Annotated in this window: 11 protein-coding genes; 7 read left to right on the top strand and 4 right to left on the bottom strand. The window is 48.9% G+C overall.

All coding sequences use genetic code 11. The annotated features are described in order from the left end of the window. Nucleotides 1-101 precede the first annotated feature (101 nt). Together BUB37_RS09670 and BUB37_RS09675 are read left to right on the top strand one after the other, a co-directional pair. On the top strand, nt 102-1,274 hold the full coding sequence (locus BUB37_RS09670) for an acetyl-CoA C-acyltransferase (protein ID WP_072992391.1): 1,173 nt from the start codon (nt 102-104) through the stop codon (nt 1,272-1,274). A gap of 26 nt (nt 1,275-1,300) precedes the next feature. After that, a complete protein-coding gene (locus BUB37_RS09675; RefSeq protein WP_072992393.1) occupies nt 1,301-2,053 on the top strand; it encodes a C40 family peptidase in 753 nt (250 codons plus the stop codon). An 84-nt stretch (nt 2,054-2,137) separates the two neighbouring features. Here BUB37_RS09675 and BUB37_RS09680 read toward each other — a convergent pair whose 3' ends face one another. Then, the gene (locus BUB37_RS09680; RefSeq protein ID WP_072992395.1) at nt 2,138-3,400 is read right to left on the bottom strand and encodes a tetratricopeptide repeat protein; all 1,263 of its coding nucleotides are present in this window, start codon (nt 3,398-3,400) and stop codon (nt 2,138-2,140) included. Nucleotides 3,401-3,448: 48 nt separating this feature from the next. Continuing rightward, complete coding sequence (gene gyrA, locus BUB37_RS09685; protein ID WP_072992397.1) at nt 3,449-5,986, bottom strand: DNA gyrase subunit A; 2,538 nt, start codon at nt 5,984-5,986, stop codon at nt 3,449-3,451. Nucleotides 5,987-6,246: 260 nt separating this feature from the next. Here gyrA and BUB37_RS09690 point away from each other — a divergent pair, with 260 nt between their 5' ends. Together BUB37_RS09690 and BUB37_RS09695 are read left to right on the top strand one after the other, a co-directional pair. Continuing rightward, nucleotides 6,247-8,802 carry an ATP-dependent Clp protease ATP-binding subunit gene (locus BUB37_RS09690; protein WP_072992399.1) on the top strand — a complete coding sequence of 852 codons (2,556 nt, stop codon included), beginning with the start codon at nt 6,247-6,249 and terminating at the stop codon, nt 8,800-8,802. A gap of 199 nt (nt 8,803-9,001) precedes the next feature. Continuing rightward, nucleotides 9,002-9,400: an STAS/SEC14 domain-containing protein gene (locus BUB37_RS09695; protein WP_072992401.1), complete on the top strand. Its 399-nt coding sequence runs from the start codon at nt 9,002-9,004 to the stop codon at nt 9,398-9,400. 77 nt (nt 9,401-9,477) lie between these two features. Here the strand turns inward: BUB37_RS09695 and BUB37_RS09700 are convergent, their stop codons facing one another. Further along, nucleotides 9,478-11,025 carry a bifunctional ADP-dependent NAD(P)H-hydrate dehydratase/NAD(P)H-hydrate epimerase gene (locus BUB37_RS09700; protein WP_072992402.1) on the bottom strand — a complete coding sequence of 516 codons (1,548 nt, stop codon included), beginning with the start codon at nt 11,023-11,025 and terminating at the stop codon, nt 9,478-9,480. A 269-nt stretch (nt 11,026-11,294) separates the two neighbouring features. On the opposite strand from BUB37_RS09700, the gene thrA reads away from it, so the two are divergent. From thrA to thrC, 3 genes are read left to right on the top strand one after another with little or no spacing between them, the layout of a single operon-like run. After that, nucleotides 11,295-13,739: a bifunctional aspartate kinase/homoserine dehydrogenase I gene (gene thrA / locus BUB37_RS09710; protein WP_072992408.1), complete on the top strand. Its 2,445-nt coding sequence runs from the start codon at nt 11,295-11,297 to the stop codon at nt 13,737-13,739. Between the two features lie 3 nt (nt 13,740-13,742). After that, nucleotides 13,743-14,672 (top strand): homoserine kinase, encoded by a 930-nt coding sequence (locus BUB37_RS09715; protein ID WP_072992410.1) that lies wholly within the window; start codon nt 13,743-13,745, stop codon nt 14,670-14,672. After that, nucleotides 14,673-15,968: a threonine synthase gene (gene thrC, locus BUB37_RS09720; RefSeq protein WP_072992412.1), complete on the top strand. Its 1,296-nt coding sequence runs from the start codon at nt 14,673-14,675 to the stop codon at nt 15,966-15,968. It abuts the gene before it with no gap. Between the two features lie 48 nt (nt 15,969-16,016). Here thrC and BUB37_RS09725 read toward each other — a convergent pair whose 3' ends face one another. Then, on the bottom strand, nt 16,017-17,639 hold the full coding sequence (locus tag BUB37_RS09725; protein ID WP_072992414.1) for an aminopeptidase P N-terminal domain-containing protein: 1,623 nt from the start codon (nt 17,637-17,639) through the stop codon (nt 16,017-16,019). Nucleotides 17,640-17,697: the final 58 nt, after the last annotated feature.

Below are 17,697 nucleotides of genomic sequence, written 5' to 3' on the forward strand. Positions count from 1 at the left end.
CTCCAAAAATAGAAAATTAAACATTGAAAGATAGCTTTTGAACCGGTCAGGCACAACATTCTTCTTTATTTTCTTATTTTCGCAATAACTAAATTTTTCGAATGAAAGAGGTTGTAATTGTCTCGGCGGTACGTACTCCCATAGGGAGTTTTATGGGTGCATTATCGTCTGTGCCCGCCCCGAAATTAGGGGCTATCGCCATAAAGGGAGCATTGGAAAAAATAGGTTTGTCACCAGATGCCGTTGAAGAAGTCTTGATGGGCAACGTAGTACAGGCCGGTACGGGCCAGGCACCTGCCCGGCAGGCGGCCATCTATGCCGGATTGCCCGAAAGCACACCCTGCACGACCATAAACAAAGTTTGTGCCTCGGGAATGAAGGCGGTAATGCAGGCGGCACAGGCCATCGCTTTGGGCGATATATCCATCGCCGTGGCCGGAGGGATGGAAAACATGAGCCTGATACCCCATTATGTACATTTGCGAAACGGACAAAAGTTCGGTCCTACCACATTGATCGACGGGATGCAAAAAGACGGCCTTGTCGACGTATACGACCAGAACGCCATGGGGGTTTGTGCCGATGCATGTGCCAAAGAATACGACTTCAGCCGCGAAGACCAAGACAATTTTGCCGTACAGTCGTACGAACGATCGGCCGAGGCTTGGAAAAACGGCAAATTTAAGGACGAGGTTGTTCCTGTCGAAGTTCCACAGCGCAGGGGCGAACCCATTACGGTCGCGGAAGACGAAGAATACAAAAACGTAAAAATCGATAAAATACCCCATCTGCGTCCGGCATTCTCGAAAGACGGGACGGTTACCGCGGCCAATGCCTCTACCATCAACGACGGAGCGGCCGCATTGGTCCTTATGAGTGCCGAAAAGGCAAAGGAACTCAACCTGGCCCCATTGGCCTCCATCAAGGGCTACGCCGATGCCGCACAGGAACCCAAATGGTTTACCACCGCTCCGGCAAAAGCCTTGCCCAAAGCACTGGCCAAGGCCGGTATTTCTATTGAAAACGTAGATTACTTCGAGTTTAACGAGGCCTTTTCGGTGGTAGGCCTGGCCAATATGAAGCTATTGGGACTCTCGGACAAAAACGTCAACGTCAACGGTGGTGCGGTATCGCTCGGACATCCCCTTGGTTGTTCAGGCGCCCGGATCATTGTTACGCTCCTAAACGTGCTGGCGCAAAACAATGCCAAAATCGGGGCCGCGGCCATATGTAATGGCGGCGGAGGGGCCTCTGCCATAGTTGTCGAACGATAATTCCGTATTCCACTCCTTTATACTCCATGCAATACGGTATTTGTCACCTTAGTTTAGTTTCAGTCAGGGCCCAGGCGACCGATTCGTCCGAAATGGTCTCCCAGCTGCTGTACGGCGAACATTTTAAGGTACTCGAACAGCGCAAGTATTGGAGCCGTGTCCGAATCGCCTTCGACCAATGCGAAGGCTGGGTCTTAAACCAACAGATCACCTTGATCGACGAAGAGGCCTATACCGCTATTGAGGCAAAAAAAAGCTTAAAATACGCCTGCGACTTGGTTTCATTCGTAGAAATGCAAGGTTCCGTCCTCCTACCGATCGTCCTAGGTTCCACGGTTAGCCACACCGGTCAACTTTCGCACACTTTCGACGGCAACTTTTTCCAAGGAAAGAAAAAGAAGACAGGGCTCATCGAAACGGCCCTGCTCTATTTGAACGCCCCTTTTCAATGGGGCGGCAAAAGTCCCTTTGGCATCGATGCGTCGGCCTTTACCCAAATGGTCTATAAAATCAATGGCTACAAACTTCTACGAAAGGCATCGGAACAATCGAGCCAAGGGCGACCCCTCAGTTTTATCGAAGAGAGCGAGGCCGGCGACCTGGCCTTTTTCGACAATAACGACGGGGAGATATATCATGTGGGAATTATTATGGACAATAATTATATCATTCACGTAGACGGCAAGGTACGTATCGACCGTTTAGACCACACCGGCATCTTTAATGTAGATACTTCAAAGTACTCCTTTAAACTAAGGGTGATAAAGAAAGTTATTTAGGCTGCTTTTTACCGAACCATAAGGCATAAAAAAAATCCTCCCGGTAGTCCCGGGAGGATTTTTTTTATTTACCGATCGGTATGATTACTCGCCCAATAGTTTTTTTATACGCATAAAGTTTTCGTTGTCGCCCATGGCACCGTAGATATTCTTTAACTGGGTAAGAATACTTTGGTTATCGGGATTGGTCTTTAAGGCATCTTCGAGCACTGAAGCACCTTCGAGAAAAAGCGAATCCTTTTGCTGCTTCAATTCATCGTACTTGGCAATATCGGCCTTAGAATTACCAAGGCTGTTCATCTCGTCGATAAGTGAGTTACCTTCGTTCACATAGGTAGTGGAAAGGTTCAATTGGGCATTGGTATAACTAGGGTTGATTTCCAAGGCCTTCTTGTATGCTACCCTTGCTTCCTCCAGATTGCCCTGCTCCATATTGATAACCCCAATGTTATAGTGTAGGTCGGCATTGTCGGGGGCCATGGCGGCCGCTTCGGCCATCAGCTCCTTGAACTTGTCCTTATCGCCCAATTTGTAATGAAGGTTTGCCTCGTTCAAGATAAGGTTTACATCGTCAGGATTGCTCGCCCGGGCAGCCTTGTAAGCTTCCAAAGCCTTGTCGTCCTTGCCCAATTGGGTATAGATCAAGGCGGTGTTCTTAACGATTTCGGCCTTTTTTGACGGGGTCTTTTCGTCAACGGGATCCTTGTAAGCCCCTGATTTGACCATCAAGTCCCTTTGGGTCTTGTCCATCTCCTCGACCTGGCCGGTCTCTACGTTGGTGGCCTTGTATACCACGCCGCTACCGTCGTAGCCTATTTCCTGAAGCTCTTCGTAATACTTGAGGGCCTCTTCGTAATGCCCCCCATTTACGGCACTGCTCGCCGCATAGTAAAGGTAAGAGGTGTCTTGTGGACTGATCTTGTAGCTGGTATACAACTTCTCGGCCGCTTCCTTGAACTTTTTGTTTCCGTTATCCTCAACGGCCGAATTTACCAAGTCGGCACTAAGGGCCTTCATATGCTGTTGGGTTTCGTCGGAATATTTCTTCTTTCCGCTTTTTTCCTCAAGTTCAAGAACTTTTTGAAAGGATGACGCGGCTTCTTCGAAGGCGCTGTTGTCACCTTTCTTGGCCAACTCGGCATAAGCCTTACCACGGGTAAAGTAATACTGGACCTGTAACTTTTCATCAGCACCGGAAATGGAACCCGATACAGCCTCAAGAGCCGTTTTTGCGGCTCCGGCGTTGCCTCCCTTCAGGGCCTTTTCGGCCGCTTTGATTTCATTCTTCTGCGCGAAGCCTACCATTGAGAAACATAGACTTGCAAGTATTAAAAATTTAGTTTTCATTTTTCTGATTCAATTAATTAAATGTTAGTGTTTACAACTTGTTATAAATTATTCCTTTGTTTCTTCGTCGGCATTATTATCAAGAGCCGTGCCATCTTCTTCGGTGTTGACTTCGATATCATGAATGTCGGTATCGGTGATTTCCTCTTCCTCCTTCATCACCTTTGCAACCGCGGCAATGGAATCGTTGTCCTTTAGGTTGATAAGCTTTACCCCTTGGGTAGCGCGCCCCATCACCCTTAAGTCCTCCACGCTCATTCTGATCGCGATACCCGATTTATTGATAATCATCAGGTCGTCGGAATCGGAAACGTTCTTAATGGCCACCAAGCCTCCGGTCTTCTCGGTAATGGAAATGGTCTTGACCCCTTTACCGCCCCTGTTGGTGATGCGGTAATCGTCGATGCTCGAACGCTTTCCGTATCCATTTTCGGAAACCACAAGAATATCCTCCTCCAAATCGTGAACCGAGACCATGCCGATTACCTCGTCGTTGTCATCGGCCAAGGTAATCCCCCGTACCCCCGAAGCGTTTCGACCCATGGGCCGGGTCTTGCTTTCTTCGAAGCGAATGGCCTTACCTGATTTCAAGCCGATAAAGATCTGGCTTGTGCCTGTGGTCAATTTGGCTTCCAAAAGCTCATCGCCTTCCCGAATGCCAATGGCGTTGATACCGTTTTGGCGTGGACGGGAATACTGCTCCAAGGATGTCTTCTTGACCGTACCCTTTTTGGTCGCCATAATAACGTAGTGACTATTTACGTAGTCTTCGTCCTTAAGGTCCTGCGTACAGATAAAGGCCTTGACATTGTCGTCTTGCTCTATGTTGATCAAGTTCTGTATTGCCCGCCCCTTGGAAGTCCTGCTCCCTTCGGGAATCTCATAGACCCGCATCCAGAAACACTTGCCTTTTTGGGTAAAGAACAACATGTATTGATGGTTGGTACCGACAAAGAGGTACTCCAAAAAGTCTTCGTTTCGCGTCGAGGAGGCTTTCTGCCCTACGCCACCCCTGTTTTGGGTCTTGTATTCCGAAAGCGGGGTCCTTTTGATGTAGCCCGCATGCGAGATGGTAATGACCACTTGCTCATTGGGGATCATATCCTCGATGCTCAGGTCGCCGCCCGCATAGTTGATTTCCGATCTACGGGCATCGCCATACTTTTCCTTCACCTCCAAGAGCTCTTCCTTGATGATGGCCATTCGTCTTTCCTTTTTGGCCAGAATGTCCTTTAAATCGGCAATGGTCTTGATAATTTCGTCGTACTCGGAGCGCAACTTGTCCTGTTCCAGACCGGTAAGCTGACGCAAGCGCATTTCGACAATGGCCTTGGCCTGGATCTCGCTGAGCTTGAATCGCTCCATCAACTTTTCCCTGGCCTCGTCGGCGTTGGACGAACCTCGAATAATGGCGATGACCTCGTCGATGTTATCGGAGGCAATGATCAGCCCTTCCAAGATATGGGCACGGTCTTCGGCCTTCTTAAGCTCAAATTTCGTTCTTCGGACGACGACCTCGTGACGGTGCTCCACGAAGTAATGGATCATTTCCTTGATGTTCAACAATTCGGGCCGGCCGTTGACCAGCGCAATGTTGTTGACACTAAAGGAAGATTGCAAGGCCGTATACTTATATAAGGTATTCAGGACGATATTGGGTATCGCATCGCGCTTAAGGATGTACACGATACGCATACCGCTCCTGTCCGATTCGTCCCTGATACTGGCTATTCCGTCTATTTTCTTTTCATTGATCAGATCGGCCGTCTTCTTGATCATATCGGCCTTGTTGACCTGATAGGGTATTTCGGTTACCACGATACATTCGCGCCCCTGCACCTCTTCGATGACGGCCTTTGCCCGGATCTTGACCCTTCCGCGGCCGGTATGGAAGGCTTCCTTTACCCCATCGTATCCGTAGATCACCCCTCCCGTAGGAAAGTCGGGTGCCTTGATATGGGTCATTATTTCGTCGATCTCGATATCATTGTTATCGATATAGGCGACCGTACCGTCGACCACCTCGCCAAGGTTGTGCGGCGGCATATTGGTGGCCATACCCACGGCAATACCCGAGGCTCCGTTTACCAATAGGTTGGGTATTCGTGTGGGAAGCACGGTGGGCTCCTCGATCGAATCGTCAAAGTTCAACTGATGGTCGACCGTATCCTTATCGATATCGGCAAGCATTTCTTCCGCTATTTTGCGCATTCTGGCCTCGGTATACCTCATCGCCGCCGGACTGTCGCCATCAACGGAACCGAAGTTACCCTGACCATCGACCAACATGTAGCGCAAACTCCACTCTTGGGCCATACGCACCATGGTATCGTAAACAGAGGTGTCGCCATGAGGGTGGTACTTACCAAGAACCTCACCCACGATACGGGCAGATTTCTTATGGGCACTGGTAGATCTTACGCCCAGATCGTGCATACCGTACAACACCCTTCGGTGAACCGGTTTCAAGCCGTCCCTGACATCCGGTAAGGCACGTGACACAATGACCGACATCGAATAATCGATGTAGGCAGATTTCATTTCCTCTTCGATATTAATAGGAATCAATTTTTCTCCTTCTGCCATATTAAAATCCTAGAATTTATTTTAGTTAAAAAAACATGCCAATATACGTAAAATCGTGGCTTTCAAAGCATATCTACCCCACTTTATTAAACATTTTATCAACATCCGGAAGCCCCTAAAACCTTAGCGCATATCACGTTAAAAATTTTATAATTAGGTGCTTTTTTCCACAATTCACAAGGGTTTATCTAATAATAGGTACACTATTTGCGTTAGATTGGTATAGTTTTACTAATTTTATAGATGAAAGGATAAGATTTATGGATGATAATTTTTCACCAAGAGTAAAGGATGTGATTGCCTACAGCAAAGAGGAAGCCTTGCGTTTGGGGCACGACTTCATAGGTACGGAGCACCTAATGTTGGGGCTTTTGCGCGATGGCAACGGTAAGGCTATTAGTATTCTCGATGCTTTGGAAGTCGACCTGGACCACCTTCGGCGTAAAGTCGAAATTTTGAGTCCGTCGAACCCGAATCCGAGCAGCGTTCAAAAGGACAAGAAAAACCTGCACCTTACGCGTCAGGCGGAAAGGGCCCTTAAGACCACTTTTCTTGAGGCCAAACTGTTTCAAAGCTCATCGATCAATACGGCACACTTACTGCTTTGCATATTAAGAAACGAAAACGACCCGACCACCAAATTGCTGCACAAGCTTAAGGTGGACTACGACGGGGTAAAGGAACAGTTCAAGTTTATGATTACCAGTGACGACGATATCGTCGACGCTCCCACTTCGGAGTCTTTCCCCAGTGATAGCGACGATTCGGGCGATAGCAAGGAAGGAAGTTCCTTTGGGGCCACCACGGGCCAAAAGGGGAACAAAAAATCGAAGACCCCGGTACTCGACAATTTTGGTCGGGACCTTACCCGACTGGCCGAGGAAAACAAATTGGACCCGGTCGTCGGTAGGGAAAAGGAAATCGAAAGGGTATCGCAGATATTGAGCCGAAGAAAGAAAAACAACCCCTTGTTGATCGGAGAGCCGGGCGTTGGCAAAAGTGCCATTGCCGAAGGCCTTGCCTTGCGCATAATCAACAAAAAAGTATCGCGCATACTGTACAACAAAAGGGTGGTAACCCTTGATTTGGCCTCATTGGTGGCCGGTACCAAATACCGCGGCCAGTTCGAGGAACGCATGAAAGCGGTGATGAACGAATTGGAGAAGAACGACGACGTTATTCTCTTTATCGATGAAATACACACCATTGTGGGCGCCGGCGGGGCGACAGGAAGCCTTGATGCCTCCAACATGTTCAAACCCGCGCTTGCAAGGGGCGAGATCCAATGTATCGGTGCCACCACGCTAGACGAGTACAGGCAGTATATCGAAAAGGACGGCGCACTGGAAAGGCGTTTTCAAAAGGTAATCGTAGAGCCTACCACCGTTGAGGAAACCATTGAGATCCTGCACAATATCAAAGGCAAGTACGAAGACCACCACAATGTAAGTTATACCGACGAGGCCATCAACGCCTGTGTTAAATTAACGAACCGCTATATGACCGACCGTTTTCTACCGGACAAGGCCATAGACGCCCTTGACGAGGCCGGTTCGCGCGTTCATATTGTGAACATGGATGTTCCCAAACAAATTCTAGAGCTTGAAAAACAGCTTGAAGATGTTCGCGAGCTCAAAAACAGTGTGGTCAAAAAACAGAAATACGAAGAGGCCGCCAAACTACGCGATGACGAAAAACGCATAGAAAAAGAGTTGGCCGCCGCCCAAGAAAAATGGGAAGAAGACAGCAAACTGCATAAGGAAACCGTATCGGAAGACAACGTTGCGGACGTAGTTTCGATGATGAGCGGTATTCCCGTCAATAGGATCGCCCAGACCGAAAGCAACAAATTGGCCGAACTGCCCAATCTGATCAAATCAAACGTAATTGGCCAAGACGAGGCCGTGGCAAAAGTAGCGAAGGCCATACAGCGTAACCGGGCCGGACTAAAAGACCCCGACAAACCCATAGGATCGTTTATCTTCCTAGGACAGACGGGAGTCGGCAAAACCCAATTGGCCAAAGTGCTTGCAAAAGAACTTTTCGACTCCGAAGACGCCTTGATCCGAATAGACATGAGCGAATACATGGAAAAATTCGCCATATCCAGATTGGTAGGCGCCCCTCCGGGATACGTGGGTTATGAAGAAGGAGGCCAGTTGACCGAAAAAGTAAGGCGCAAGCCCTACTCCGTAGTCCTTTTGGACGAGGTGGAAAAGGCACACCCCGATGTGTTCAACATGCTGTTACAGGTATTGGATGACGGTTATCTTACCGATAGCCTGGGAAGAAAGATCGACTTCCGAAATACCATTATTATAATGACATCGAATATCGGTGCCCGTAAACTGAAAGATTTCGGACAAGGGGTAGGTTTTGGAACCACCGCCATGAAGGCGCAAGAAGACAGCCACCAAAAGAGCGTTATCGAGGGTGCCCTGAAAAAGGCCTTCGCCCCTGAATTTTTGAACCGTATCGATGATGTAATCGTCTTTAATCCGCTTGAGCGGGAAGACATCCACAAAATCATCGATATCGAATTGAAAAAGCTCTTCGCCCGAATCAAGGACATTGGCTACCACTTAAGCCTCAGCGAAAAGGCAAAAGATTATATTTCAGACAAAGGCTTCGACAAGCAATATGGCGCAAGACCATTGAAAAGGGCCATCCAGAAGTATATCGAAGATGCCTTGGCCGAGGAAATCGTCAATTCCAATCTAGACGAAGGGGATTCGATCATTATGGATTTCGACGAGAAGAAAGGAGAACTTACGATCAAAATCGAAAAACCGGAAAAATCACCGGAAACCGAATAGTTTTGTAAGAAATTAAAAAAAAGGGAGTCGCCATCAACGACTCCCTTTTTTATTGCCCAAAACCAAAATGGAAAGAATAGGAAGACAAAGCTATGCCGCGCACGGCAGATAAAACGATATTTCAGCCTTTAATCTAATAATTTTCCCTTTGCACATGCTTAGGTCTACTTTCGCTCCGAACACTATAATCTTTATTGGAATGAATGTGAGGCGACCCAAAAAGACAGTTATCGTCAGGGAGTATCAGTTGGATGTTGGAAAAGTACAGGTATATGAAAATTACATGGTAGCCTTATTCGATGAAGGAGCCACCCTTACCTTGGAAAGGATGTACCAAATAATAGGTATCTCGGAAATCCATTTTAGGAACAAAAATTTTGGATATATCAGTTTGCGCAAAAATTCCTTTGCCGTAGACCCCACCATTTACACCTATCTCAGACAGTTGGAAAACCTTAAGGCCTTTGCCATCGTATCGGTCAAGGAAATCGACATGCACAACTTTAAGATCGAGAAACTGTTCTACAAAAAACCCATGAAGTTTTTTATCGAATTCGACAACGCATTGAAATGGGTGAAGAGAAGGGTAAAAGCATAGCCTTCGCCCCTCCCCCCTCCTAGTTAAAAAATCAAGGTCGATCCATGCGCCCAAAGGCCGGATCGACCTTGTCTTGTTTAGCGCCCCTCTTCTTGATCCTCGCCGGCCTCCCTCCGTTCCACGGCGAATAGATCCATAAAAGCCTGTCCGATTCCTTCCGAAACGTCCGAGGCCAAGAGCGCTTGATACCCTTTCCCTTCGACCATAATATCGCCGGCACGGCCATGCAGGTAGACACCGAACACGGCCGCATATAGGGGTTCATAGCCCTGCGCCATGAGTCCGGTTATCACTCCGGTCAACACATCCCCGCTACCCCCGGTAGCCATTCCGGGGTTGCCCGTGGTGTTTACATATCCCCGACCGTTATAGACCGTAAGGGTATGATGCCCTTTTATTACCAATATGCAATCGTATTTCTTCGAGAATCCCTTGGCTTTTTCAAGCTTTTCGAAATCGTCTTTCCAGGGTCCGATAAGCCGCTCCAATTCTTTGGGATGTGGGGTCAGTACACTTTGCGGGGGCAATTTATCCAAAAGCGAAGGCGTATTCGACAAGATGTTCAGTCCGTCTGCATCGACGACCAAGGGCACCTTGTTCCCCTCCAAGAAGTCGGAAAGGGCCTTTGCCGTTCTTTTGTCCGTCCCCAAACCTACGCCTACCCCGATAACCGTAGGGGCGATCGGCACTTCTATTTTGGTGATCCGTTCGTCGTCGTCATCGGCCACTACCATGGCCTCCGGAAGATTGGTCTGCAAAGGAAGGACGCCACACTTCGGAACCAACACCGACACCAGGCCACTGCCCGAATGAAGGCAGGCCTTGGCCGCCAGATGAACGGCCCCCATCTTGCCAAAGCTTCCCCCGATGATAAGGGCGTGGCCATAGGTACCCTTATGGGAATATTTTTCCCTTGGTTTATAGAGAGGCAGCACCTCATGCTTGCCGATCAGCTCGTAATCGGTTTCGGTCTCCATTAAAAATTGGACATCCAAACCTATATCCAAAACCTCCCATTGCTGAACATAGTTACCCGTATCCGGCAAAAAGAACACCAGTTTGGGCACCTGAAAGCTCAAGGTAAAGTTCGATTTTATAACGGCCTCCTTCCTCTCGGGCACCCTATCGGTGAAAAGCCCCGAGGGAATATCGACCGACAGAATAAAGGCCTGCGTTCGGTGCAGGTGGTCGAACAGGGACACTACCCAATCGTCAGGGGTCCGGTTAAGCCCTATACCGAATATGGCATCGACAATTATATCCTCTTTGGAAATTTCGGGAAAGGAAGAACCGTCTTCCAAAAAATCGGGCCAGACTTTCCTATCCTTCAAGCGCTCGAGGTTGACCAAAAAATCTTCCGAGCGTTTTTTGCTGTAGTTTACCACGTACACCCCTATGTTATAACCGTGTTCCTGCAAGTGCCGGGCCAGGGCCATCCCGTCCCCTCCGTTATTCCCGATACCGCAGAACAAATGTATCTTTACCTGTGCCCCCTGCATGCGAAGGTGAAGCCAGTTAAACAACTGTACGGCAGCCTGCTCCATCAACTGGGTACTGGTTATATTTTGTTTCTCGATCGTGAATTTATCAGCAGCATAGATCTGCTTGGCGTTAAATAGCTTCATTTATTAACAATATTTGGGAAATGTTTGAAGAATCTATAAAAATTGGACGGTTCGTTTGATTAAGTTTTCAAAAGTACTACTTTTGGTTCTTTGTTTTAAGCATGCCAATGTCGAACATAGACAGAAATAGAATTTTTACGCCATTCCAAAATGGATTCACCGCTACTACCGGTACCATTACCCCTTTGGGGTAAGCAAAATTATATATTCCGTCCGTATCGCGCTTTCTTGCGCCCATTTCAAACAATTTTTTCCTTAAATCCATCACGATGAAAGTCTTAAAATTCGGTGGCACATCGGTTGCCAACGCCTCAAACATAAACTTGGTAAAAAATATTGTCGCCAATACCACCACCGACAGCCTGGTGGTAGTGGTCTCCGCCCTTGGCGGCGTGACAGATCTTTTATTGAACGCCGCCTATCTGGCCTCCCGACAAAGCGAAGGGTATAAGTCGGTACTCAAGGAAATCGAGGACAGGCACCTCGACACCGTAAAGGACTTGATAAACATCAATGCCCAAAGCAAAGTGCTGAGCAAGGTAAAAAGTGAACTCAACACCTTGGAGACCCTTCTTGAAGGTGCCTATCTGATAGGGGAGATTACCCCTAAGCTCTCGGACAAGATCGTGAGTTACGGCGAACTCCTTTCGGCGTACATCATCGGTGAATACTTTGCCCAGGAAGGTTTGGATTCGGGCCACGTAGACAGTAGAAAACTGATTATCACCGACGACTCAAACGAAAAGGCCACGGTCAATTTTAAGTTGACCAATGCCAATTGCAAGAACCATTTCGCTGCCTCGACCCATAAAATCGTGGTTATGGGCGGATTTATCGCCTCGTCGGAAAAGGGAAATTCCACTACCCTGGGCCGTGGGGGATCCGATTATACGGCAGCCATCGTGGCAGCGGCCCTCGATGCCGAAGTGCTCGAGATCTATACGGACGTAAGCGGTATGTATACCGCCAACCCGAAACTGGTGAAGCAGGCCAAGGCCATTCCCCATATTTCCTATGAGGAAGCCATGGAGCTTTCGCACTTTGGCGCAAAGGTACTCTACCCGCCTACCATACAACCGGTATTGAGCAAAGGTATTTCCATCCATATAAAAAACACCTTTCGTCCCGAAAACACCGGCACCTTGATCACAAAGAACAAAAACGAGAAGGGCAAGACTGTACGCGGTATTACCCATGTTGGCAAAATGGCCCTGCTTTCGCTCGAGGGACCGGGCATGGTGGGCATCCCGGGTATATCAAAACGCTTCTTCGAAGTGCTTTCGCAACACGGTATCAGCGTGGTCTTTATCACCCAGGCCTCATCGGAGCATTCGATATGCGTGGGTATTTCCGAGGCCGATATCGAACATGCCGTCGAAATCGTAAACGCCGCCTTTGAAGTGGAGATCGAACGCAACAAAATCAAACCCGCCATTGCCGAAACCGGCTTGGCCATCATAGCCTTGGTGGGAGACAACATGAAAAAGCACCAAGGCCTCAGCGGCAAGATGTTCAGTACCTTGGGCCGGAACAACGTTAACATAAGGGCCATTGCCCAAGGCGCATCGGAACGCAATATCTCGGCGGTCATAAACGAAGGCGATGTAAAAAAAGCACTAAACGCCCTCCACGAGGAGTTTTTCGAGGAAAACGTAAAACAGCTCAACCTCTTTGTTATGGGGGTGGGCAATGTTGGCTCGAAATTTTTGGAACAGGTGCGCCAACAGCATGCCTATCTCAAGGAAAAATTAAGGCTGAACATCCGGGTGATCGGTATTTCGAACTCGCGCACCATGGCCTTCGACGAGGGCGGCATTTCCCTTGACGAGTGGGAAAGTAGGCTAGCCCAGGGCGAAAAGGCCGACAAGGCCCGATTTTTCGGCACCGTACAAAAACTGAACTATCGCAACAGTATTTTCGTCGACAACACCGCCAGCGACGAAGTGGCCTCTACCTACCACTCCTACCTCGGCAATAGCATATCGGTAGTGACCTGCAACAAAATCGCCTGCTCGTCGGAGTTCGACAACTACCAACAACTCAAAGACCTGGCCCGAACCTACAATGCCCCGTTTTTGTTCGAGACCAATGTCGGGGCGGGCCTGCCCATTATCGACACCCTTAAGAATTTGATTGCATCGGGGGACAAGGTACTCAAGATCCAGGCCGTGCTTTCGGGCAGTCTCAACTTCGTCTTCAACAACTTTAACGACAAGACCACCTTTCACGATATCGTAAAACGGGCCCAGGAGGAGGGCTATACCGAGCCCGATCCAAAAATAGACCTGAGCGGGATCGACGTAATGAGGAAAATTCTCATCTTGGCCCGGGAAAGCGGCAACCGACTCGAAATAGGCGATATTAAAAACATCCCCTTTCTCCCCGAAGAAAGCCTTAACACCGACAACAACGAAGATTTTTTTGCTTCCCTGATCAAATATGAAGACCGTTTTCAGGAGATGTACGCCAAGGCGGCCGAGGCCGACAGCAAGTTAAAATACGTAGCGCAATACGAGAACGGGGAGGCCAGTGTGGGGCTTCAGCAAATACCAAAGGGCCACGATTTCTACAATCTGGAAGGAAGCGACAACATCGTTCTGTTCTACACCCAAAGGTACCCCGACCAACCGATGATCATCAAAGGGGCCGGTGCAGGGGCCGAAGTGACCGCCTCGGGAATTTTTGCCGATATTATTCGAATAGGAAACTTTTAAGACATGAGCAGAAACGAAATAAGAATCTTTTGCCCCGCCACCATTGCCAATGTTTCCTGCGGTTTTGATGTACTCGGGGTTGCCCTGGACTCCGTCGGTGACGAAATGGTAATCAGAAAAGTACCCGAAAAAGGCATAAGGATTACGGAAATTACGGGACAGGACCTTCCGAGGGAAACCCACCAAAACGTGGCCGGGGTGGCCGGCCTGGCCCTATTGGCCGAGAGCGGTTCCAAATTCGGTTTTGAGATCGAAATCCACAAAAAGATAAAGGCGGGAAGCGGTATCGGCAGCAGTGCCGCCAGTTCCACCGGTGCGGTCTGGGCCATCAACGAATTGCTCGACAGGCCGTTTTCTCCCTTGCAATTGGTGAAATTCGCCATGGAGGGCGAACGCTTGGCCAGCGGGGTGGCCCATGCCGACAACGTAGCCCCTGCCCTCTTCGGGGGGTTTACCCTCGTCAGAAGTTACGAACCCTTGGATATCATCCCCATTCATTGTCCGGACCAGCTTTATGCAACGGTCATCCACCCCCAGATCGAGGTACGTACCTCCGATTCGAGAAAAATTTTAAAAACCCATATCACCCTGGCCGATGGGATCAAACAATGGGGAAACGTCGGCGGATTGATTGCGGGCCTGTTTACCGAAGACTACGACCTAATCGGCCGGTCATTGGTAGACTATATCGTCGAACCCATCCGTTCCATTTTGATTCCCGGATTCGATAAAATAAAATCCGTCTCCAAGGAAGCGGGCGCCCTGGGCTGCGGTATTTCAGGTTCGGGCCCCTCTATATTCGCCTTTAGCAAGGGCGAGGCCAAGGCGCGGGAGGTTGCCGAAAAAATGACCGAAGTGTACCAAAGTATAGGAATAGACTACGACGTACACGTTTCAAAAATCAATACACAAGGAATTAAGATACTAGACTAAATGGAATTTTACAGCCTAAACAAGCAAGCACCACCTGTTTCGTTCAAAGAAGCCGTCATTAGAGGTATAGCTCCCGACCGGGGCCTTTATTTTCCCGAAAGCATCACGCCGCTTCCCGATTCGTTTTTTGACCGTATCGAAGACCTGTCCCCTACCGAAATCGCCTTTAATGCGATCCATCAGTTTGTCAGCGACGACATACCCAACGAAGCGCTCAAGAACATTTTGGCGAATACCTTGGACTTCGAATTTCCCGTAGTGGAAATTGAGGAAAATGTAGCCACCCTTGAACTTTTTCACGGCCCCACGATGGCCTTTAAGGATGTCGGCGCACGGTTTATGGCCCAATGCCTGGGCTACTTTTCACGAAACGAAGATACCCAAGTAACCGTTTTGGTAGCCACCTCCGGAGATACCGGCGGGGCCGTTGCCAATGGCTTTTTGGGGGTCGAAGGCGTAAAAGTGGTCATACTCTACCCCAATGGCAAGGTAAGCGATATTCAAGAACGGCAATTGACCACCTTGGGGCAGAACATTACGGCCCTCAAGGTAGACGGTACCTTTGACGATTGCCAAAAAATGGTCAAAACGGCATTTTTAGACGATGGCATTTTGGAAAAAATGCAACTGACATCGGCCAACTCGATCAATGTGGCCCGCTGGCTGCCCCAACTTTTCTATTTCCTGTTCGCCTATAAACAGGCAAAAGCAAAGGGAAAGGAAATCGTATTCTCCATTCCTTCGGGGAACTTTGGAAACATCTGTGCCGGCATGGTCGCCCAGAAATTGGGCATGCCCGTTAAGCACTTTGTGGCGGCAACCAATGTAAACGACACGGTACCCCAGTTCATGCGCACGAACACTTATAGCCCAAAACCTTCCACCGCTACCATTTCGAACGCGATGGATGTGGGCGACCCCAGTAACTTTGTGCGCATACGCCACTTGTACGACGACGATTTTGAAAAGCTGAAAGAAAACCTTTCTTCCTATTCCTTCGACGACCAACAAACCCGTGCCGCCATGCTCAAAATTTTCAAGGAAGACGGCTATGTTGCCGATCCGCACGGTGCCGTAGGTTATTTGGGCTTAAAAACCTATTTGGAAGACCACCCCGACACCTATGGAATCTTTCTCGAAACGGCACACCCCGTGAAGTTTTTGGACGTGGTCGAGGAAACCATTGGCGAACAGGTCGATATTCCGCCACAGATCCAAAAGGTAATGGACAGGGAAAAGAAATCGATAGAGATCAAGAACTACGAAGAACTCAAGAAGTATCTTTTGTCCTCATAAAAAGGAAAGGGCCCTCGAGGGGCCCTTTTTTAATGCTTGATTCTTTCACTAATCCAATTGGGGCAGTTTAAAATCGTCCAAGGGACTCGGTTGTGCCATCATGGCTTCGATGGCTTCGGTAGTCCGGGGAGCCCTGGCCGAAAGGTTGACCGGACCTTCTTCGGTAATTAGAATATCATCCTCTATCCGAACGGCGATGCCCCACCATTTCTTATCGCAATCGCTTCCTTCGGGGATATAGATACCCGGTTCTACGGTAATAACGGTATTGGGCTTAAACGGGCGATAAGTACCCTTGTCATGTACATCGAGGCCCAGATAGTGCGAGGTTCCGTGCGGAAAATATATTCGGGCGTCCTCTTCCCTTGAAATGATGCCCAGTTCCATCAAGCCTTCGGCGACCACCTTGCTGGCGGCCTGCCCCGGCGCCTGAAAAGGCGCCCCCACCACACTGGCCTTGATCCCGGCTTCCTGGGCCCGGTAAACGATGTCGTAGATCTGCTTTTGCGCTTTGGTGAACTTGCCGTTCGCCGGTATGGTCCGTGTAACATCGGCCGTATACCCATGGTATTCGGCACCGAGGTCCATCAACACCAGATCGTTGCCCACTTTCGGTTTGTTGTTCTCGATGTAGTGCAAGATACACCCGTTGTTTCCGCCGCCCACGATCGAAGGGTAGCCCTCATACTCCGCCCCGTATTTTTTGTAGACGTACTCGTGAACCCCTTGGATCTCGGTTTCCGACATGTTCGGATGCATGGCCTTCATCACCTCGATCTGCCCTACGGCCGATATTTCGATCGCCTTTTTGAGCAGCACGAGCTCTTCTTCGGTCTTGGTTTCGCGCAAACCGGCCATAATTTCCTGTAACAAAACGGAATTAAGATTGTTGCCGGCCAATTTTAAGGACACCTTTTCCTTGATGTCGCTGCGCAAATTGTCGTCGGCCGCATTTACAAACCCGCTCAACAGTTCGTCTTCCCCAAGCCTTTCGTCCCTGTTCAAATACCGCCCCAATACTTGGGCCACATTGGCGCTGTTTTCGATATCGGTCGAGGTGATCATGGCATACAATTGTTGTTTGGTCGCGTCGTAATCGGCGGGATAGTTCGCCTTTTCCTTAAAGGTTTTGATCAAATCAAACAGGTCGGCGTTGTTTCCCGTATCGCGAACATCGTTTTCAAAATCAAGGAAGAGCACCGAATCGAAGCCCTGAAAGTTGATGTCGATCTTCGAAAAATCCGCCCCGTTGAACACCTTCTTAAAACCCAAACGCTCTTTGGCCCCTTCGATGCCAAGTCGTCTCCCGTTCCATTGTTCGGCCCTGGGGTCGCGCTCCTGAACGTAGAGTATTTCATCATAGCCATCATCATTATCGGCATACTGGGTTTCCGAAAAAAGTAACAGTACGGCGTTGGGCTCCTTGTATCCCGTCAAATAATAAAAATTGGGATCTTGGTGGTAGACATAGTCCACATCATTGGCCCGGTTCCTTACCGGGTTGGCAAAAAAGACGGCCACGCTGTTGGGCGGCATCATCTTGCGCACCTCATCCCTTCTCCCCTTGTGAAAGTCGGCCGGAAGAAAATCGCTGGGAATATCCTGGGCACCCAGGCCGGCACAAACAAACAACAACATGATCAAATACGGTCTTACTCTTTCAATGTCCATGGTATTTGGTTTTTGGGTTGCTCCGTAAAAAACGAACAAAATATTATGTCAAACATAA

Source organism: Pseudozobellia thermophila (assembly GCF_900141855.1).
Classification (GTDB): Bacteria; Bacteroidota; Bacteroidia; order Flavobacteriales; family Flavobacteriaceae; genus Pseudozobellia; species Pseudozobellia thermophila.

Coding starts and splice junctions, on each gene's coding strand:
- BUB37_RS09690 (WP_072992399.1), top strand. CDS start 6,247: ATGGATGATAATTTTTCACCAAGAGTAAAGGATGTGATTGCCTACAGC.
- thrA (WP_072992408.1), top strand. CDS start 11,295: ATGAAAGTCTTAAAATTCGGTGGCACATCGGTTGCCAACGCCTCAAAC.
- thrC (WP_072992412.1), top strand. CDS start 14,673: ATGGAATTTTACAGCCTAAACAAGCAAGCACCACCTGTTTCGTTCAAA.
- BUB37_RS09725 (WP_072992414.1), bottom strand. CDS start 17,639: ATGGACATTGAAAGAGTAAGACCGTATTTGATCATGTTGTTGTTTGTT.
- BUB37_RS09675 (WP_072992393.1), top strand. CDS start 1,301: ATGCAATACGGTATTTGTCACCTTAGTTTAGTTTCAGTCAGGGCCCAG.
- gyrA (WP_072992397.1), bottom strand. CDS start 5,986: ATGGCAGAAGGAGAAAAATTGATTCCTATTAATATCGAAGAGGAAATG.
- BUB37_RS09695 (WP_072992401.1), top strand. CDS start 9,002: ATGAATGTGAGGCGACCCAAAAAGACAGTTATCGTCAGGGAGTATCAG.
- BUB37_RS09680 (WP_072992395.1), bottom strand. CDS start 3,400: ATGAAAACTAAATTTTTAATACTTGCAAGTCTATGTTTCTCAATGGTA.
- BUB37_RS09715 (WP_072992410.1), top strand. CDS start 13,743: ATGAGCAGAAACGAAATAAGAATCTTTTGCCCCGCCACCATTGCCAAT.
- BUB37_RS09700 (WP_072992402.1), bottom strand. CDS start 11,025: ATGAAGCTATTTAACGCCAAGCAGATCTATGCTGCTGATAAATTCACG.
- BUB37_RS09670 (WP_072992391.1), top strand. CDS start 102: ATGAAAGAGGTTGTAATTGTCTCGGCGGTACGTACTCCCATAGGGAGT.